Annotated in this window: 4 protein-coding genes; all 4 read left to right on the top strand. The window is 55.8% G+C overall.

Annotated elements, in window-relative coordinates; genetic code table 11:
* Nucleotides 1-59 precede the first annotated feature (59 nt).
* Complete coding sequence (locus VEZ52_RS00115; RefSeq protein ID WP_291442169.1) at nucleotides 60-737, top strand: outer membrane protein; 678 nt, start codon at nucleotides 60-62, stop codon at nucleotides 735-737.
* Between the two features lie 607 nt (nucleotides 738-1,344).
* The gene (locus tag VEZ52_RS00110; RefSeq protein WP_324835007.1) at nucleotides 1,345-2,904 is read left to right on the top strand and encodes a DnaA ATPase domain-containing protein; all 1,560 of its coding nucleotides are present in this window, start codon (nucleotides 1,345-1,347) and stop codon (nucleotides 2,902-2,904) included.
* A gap of 357 nt (nucleotides 2,905-3,261) precedes the next feature.
* Nucleotides 3,262-4,014: a molybdenum ABC transporter ATP-binding protein gene (gene modC, locus VEZ52_RS00105; protein ID WP_324835006.1), complete on the top strand. Its 753-nt coding sequence runs from the start codon at nucleotides 3,262-3,264 to the stop codon at nucleotides 4,012-4,014.
* Nucleotides 3,992-4,510 (top strand): molybdate ABC transporter substrate-binding protein (locus tag VEZ52_RS00100; RefSeq protein WP_324835005.1); only part of this gene is annotated, 519 nt, incomplete at its 3' end. The genes modC and VEZ52_RS00100, both read left to right, overlap by 23 nt.

Raw genomic sequence — 4,510 nt, 5'->3', positions numbered from 1 at the left:
TTGTTTCAACTTTAAAGCTGCCTTCATTTTTTTGGAGGAAAGTACCTAGGAGGACTGTCATGAAACGCTTTATTCTTGCGTTGGCGCTGGTGCTGAGTCTGGCACTGCCCAACATTGCCGCTGCTGAAGGCAACGGCATGTATCTGGCCCCCAAATTCCTGATGAGCTTTCAAAATACCGGCCAAATTGAACGCTCCCGCGCCCTGGCTGGCTCCGGTGTAGACCAGTACAGCCAGTTCACCCTTGGTGGCGCCCTGGCCCTGGGCTACGACTTCTGGCCCCAGCAGATGCTGCCCCTGCGTGCCGAACTTGAATTCGCCATGCGCGGCAACAATGAAAAGACCTGGAGCGATGGCGGCGCGGCCATCAAGCAGGTCAAGGGCACCTGGAATTCCTCGACCCTGTTTGCAAACCTGTTCTGGGATTTCCACAACGACAGCATCATGACCCCGTATGTGGGTGGTGGTCTTGGCATGGCCTTCAACTATGCTGGCTATGACTTTACCGCCAACAACGGCGACAAGTTCAGCGGCGACCAACGCACCACCAACTTTGCGTGGAACCTGGGCGCTGGTGTTGCCTTCAACATCAACGAGCACTTCGCCATTGATGCTGGCTACCGCTTTGTGAGCCTCGGCTACAACGATGTGAGCGTCACCTCTGCTGGCAACAAGTACAACGTTGGCAACCGCCCCTACGAAAACGAGTTCATGCTCGGCCTGCGCTACGGCTTCTAAACCGCAGATAAGCACCGCAGCCTCTCTGGAGGCAAAGCAACGTGCTGTGGACGGTAGTTCAGCGCGAGTACTGCTTGAACTGTCCGTCCCTCAGGAACAAAACCCCGGCTCAGGCCGGGGTTTTTGCATTCTGGCATCAGGCGCATTCACCAGATGTCCGCATGCGCCGAGCATGCCTGGATATTTTCTTAACTTTCTTTAATATCAACAGTTTTTATATAATTTTCGTGGGAATTCCGGTCCAGATATGCGGCATGAAACCCCCGAAAATTTCTTTTTCCCCCTTGACAATCTGCCTTGCCTTACGGTGCGCATAGTTTGCTGACGCCTAGTTAAAAAATGAAGTATACATAAGAAAAACAGAGAAAAAACAAATTATATTTGTGCAAAACTTTTTGACTCAATGTTTAAAACATCAGGACACCCCATGAAAGCCTTGCGTTCAAAGGATATCTCACCATAGGGACTACAGGCCGAGTAACTAAAAAATATTAAAATTCAGGCCTATTAGATATAAACAAAGTTGGGGATAAGAAATTGGCCCCATGTCTCAAACAGCTCGGAATCATCAATTGCCCCAAAATCTGATTTCGGGCTACAAGGCGGCATGCGCGAACAATGGTCGGAAATTTCTGAAAATCTCAAGAAAATGCTGCATTCCGGCGTTTTCAAGGTCTGGATTGCACCCTTGCAGGCACAAGTGCACGCGGGGGGGCTTTTGCTTACCGCGCCCAATGCTTTTGTGGCCAGTTGGCTTGAAGGCAAGATGCTCTCCACCCTGCGTGAAGCAGCAGCCCCGGTGCTGGGGCTTGACCCAGCTTCTGTTGACGTGCGCATTACCGCTGCCGGCGATACCGCCCACAGCAGCAAGCTTGCGGCTGGCCTGCCAGTCCGTGACCACCGTAATGGCTCGGCCTTTGCGGCCAGCCCTGTGCAGCAGCCCGCTTCTTTAGAAGCCCCCGCCAGACAGGCTGACACGGCAGAGCAGTTCGCGCACTCATCTTCCATACTGAACACGACTTTTTCCGGATTGGCGGCCAACGCCACGGAGGCTGCCAGCCGTCAGGAAACTGCCGCCCAGCAGATGGCGCGCCCGCCGTTGCAGGCCACCCTGCCCATCAGCAGCACCCCGGCCTATCGCCTTGCGACCAACTGGCGATATGCTTTTGCGGACTTTGTGGTTGGCCCCACCAATAACATGGCTGTTGCGGCAGCTCAGGATGTAAGCCGTAGCAGCGGCTGTGTACGCACCCTGTTCATGAACTCTGCCCCTGGCCTTGGCAAAACCCACCTGGCACAGGCAGTTGGCCGCGCCATTGCAGAAGAACGCAGCGGCGCGCGCGTGGGCTACCTGACGGCAGAAGATTTTGCCTCGCGCTTTGTGGCGGCCCTGCGCACCCACGACATCGAAAATTTCAAGACCCGTTTCCGCGATCTTGACGTACTGCTGCTTGAAGACGTGCATTTTCTCCAGGGTAAGGAAAAAATGCAGGACATGGCTCTGGCCGTGGTTAAAAGCCTTCAGGCCAAGGGCGGACGCGTTATTTTTACCTCATCGTTTTCGCCGCGCGAACTGCAACGCGTAGACAGCCAGCTTGTGTCGCATTTCTGCTCGGGCATCCTCACCGATATTGGCCGCCCCACAGAAGACATGCGCCGCCACATTCTTGAGCGCAAGGCCAAGAGTTATCAGGTGCTGCTGCCCGACTCCGTTTGCGAACTGCTGGCCTGCCGCCTTGACGGCGATGTGCGCCAGATGGAATCGTGCTTGAACAGCCTCATCTTCAAGGCGCGTCTGCTCAATTGCGGTCTGAACCTTGATCTGGCCATGGAAGTGCTCAGCCAGTATGCGGAGATCAGCTGCGGGCCGGATATGCCCACCATCGTGCGCCTGGTCTGTGAAAGCTACGGCCTCAACGAGCGCCAGCTCAGCTCCCGCTCGCGCCGCAAGGAATGCGTGCTGGGCCGCAACACAGTGTATTATCTCGCACGCAAACACACAGAACTGACTCTTGAAGAAATCGGCGAAAAATTCAACCGCCGCCATTCCACGGTTATCAAGGGCATCACCAGTGTGGAACGTGAACTTTCCAAAGAAACCAGCCTTGGCCGCCAGATTGCCCGGGCCGTCAAACTTATCGAACGCAATGCAGGCATGGGCGCGTAAGCGCCCTTTGCCCTGCTGACGACCGCTTGCCTCCTGCCCGTCTGAGGGGGCACAGCCAATCTTCCTCTTTCCATACTTTTTTCGCTTCGCATGCTTGCCTGAGTGAGGCCCTTGGCCTTGCAGGCCTCTCGCTGTGTGCTACACAACAAACGCGCAAGCCGCTCCGCTCCACCCCCCCAGGACATGCAGGCTGCCCCTGCGACCACGACCGCGCCCCAACATTCACGCTTATAATATAAACCGTGTATTTATTGATACATGGCTTCACTCTCCGTATGGTCTTAATGATCGCTGGATATGACGCAACTAGACGCACAAGGCGTCTGGTCATGCCCAACCCCGAGTTCAGGACAGGCCATGCTGCACGTAGATATCCATAAAAAACACGGCAATTTTGAACTGCAACTTGCATTTACGCTTGCGGAGTGCGGCACTGCTGTCATTTTTGGCCCTTCAGGATCCGGAAAAACAAGCCTTATCAATTGTATTGCAGGGCTGGAAACACCCGATGCAGGGCAGATACTCTGTCACGGCATCACCTGCTTTAACGCGGAACAAGGCATAAACCTGCCGCCAGAGGCCAGACGCCTGGGCTATGTTTTTCAGGACGCCCGCCTGTTTCCTCACCTTTCTGTCCGCGAGAACCTGCGTTTCGGCCTCCGGTTCCATGCCGCCCACGCCAGCAAGGATGCGCCCGAGATAGATGATGTTGCCGATCTGCTCGATATCGCCCCGCTGCTGCACAGACGCCCGGCCCACCTTTCCGGCGGAGAAAAGCAGCGCGTTGCCATTGGGCGTGCCCTGCTCTGCCGCCCGCGCCTTCTTCTCATGGACGAACCCCTTTCATCGCTGGACATGAGCCTCAAGGATGGCCTTATGGCCTACATTGCGCGCATTCCGCAGCAGTGGAACGTGCCCGTGCTCTACGTCACCCATTCGCCCGATGAGGCCTTGGCCCTTGGCAGCAGTATGCTGCTGTTGCGTCAGGGACGCCTTGAAGCACAGGGCATGGTTGAGGAAACCCTAGGCAAGGCGCACGGTCTGGGCCTGTTGCCTTACCACACCTTTTATTTGTCAGGAGCCGCACATGAAGCCTCTGGTATTGCCTGAACGTTTTTACCTTTTGCTGATACTGACCGCATGCCTCCTTGTTTTTGCGCAGTCGGCCCATGCCGAAGGGCCATCCATCACCACCGGGCTTGGATACAAACCCATGGTGCAGCAGTTGTGTGCGGCCTATGCGCAGCAATCGGGCGTAAAGCCCACAGAAATGTACAGCGGCAACATCGGGCAGATAATTGAGCAGGCCAAGGCGGGGAGCGGCGTCAGCATCATTGTTTCTGAAAAAGGCACATTGCAGGATTCCGGCCTGGCCTTTGCCGCCTATGAACCGCTTGGCGAAGCCGTGCTCGTGCTGGCGTGGCGTAAAGGGCTGCACCTTGCCTCGGCGCAGGATCTCACCAAGCCGGAATTTGCCAAAATCGGCTATCCCGATGCCAAGGCGGCCATTTACGGCAGAGCGGCAGTGGCCTTCATGAAGGGCAACAACTTGCTGGAGCCGCTCAAGGCAAAGCTTTCCATGCTTTCCACTGTGCCCCAGGTCTTT

Origin of the sequence: Desulfovibrio sp. (genome assembly GCF_035644575.1) — a bacterium.
Lineage (GTDB): Bacteria > Desulfobacterota > Desulfovibrionia > Desulfovibrionales > Desulfovibrionaceae > Desulfovibrio.
Note: the sequence above shows the minus strand (reverse complement) of the source record. Positions and strands in the feature narration are given on the sequence as shown.

What these genes read in the sequence shown, in the direction of transcription:
- VEZ52_RS00115 (WP_291442169.1), top strand. Translation starts at nt 60, where the DNA reads ATGAAACGCTTTATTCTTGCGTTGGCGCTGGTGCTGAGTCTGGCACTG.
- VEZ52_RS00110 (WP_324835007.1), top strand. Translation starts at nt 1,345, where the DNA reads ATGCGCGAACAATGGTCGGAAATTTCTGAAAATCTCAAGAAAATGCTG.
- modC (WP_324835006.1), top strand. Translation starts at nt 3,262, where the DNA reads ATGCTGCACGTAGATATCCATAAAAAACACGGCAATTTTGAACTGCAA.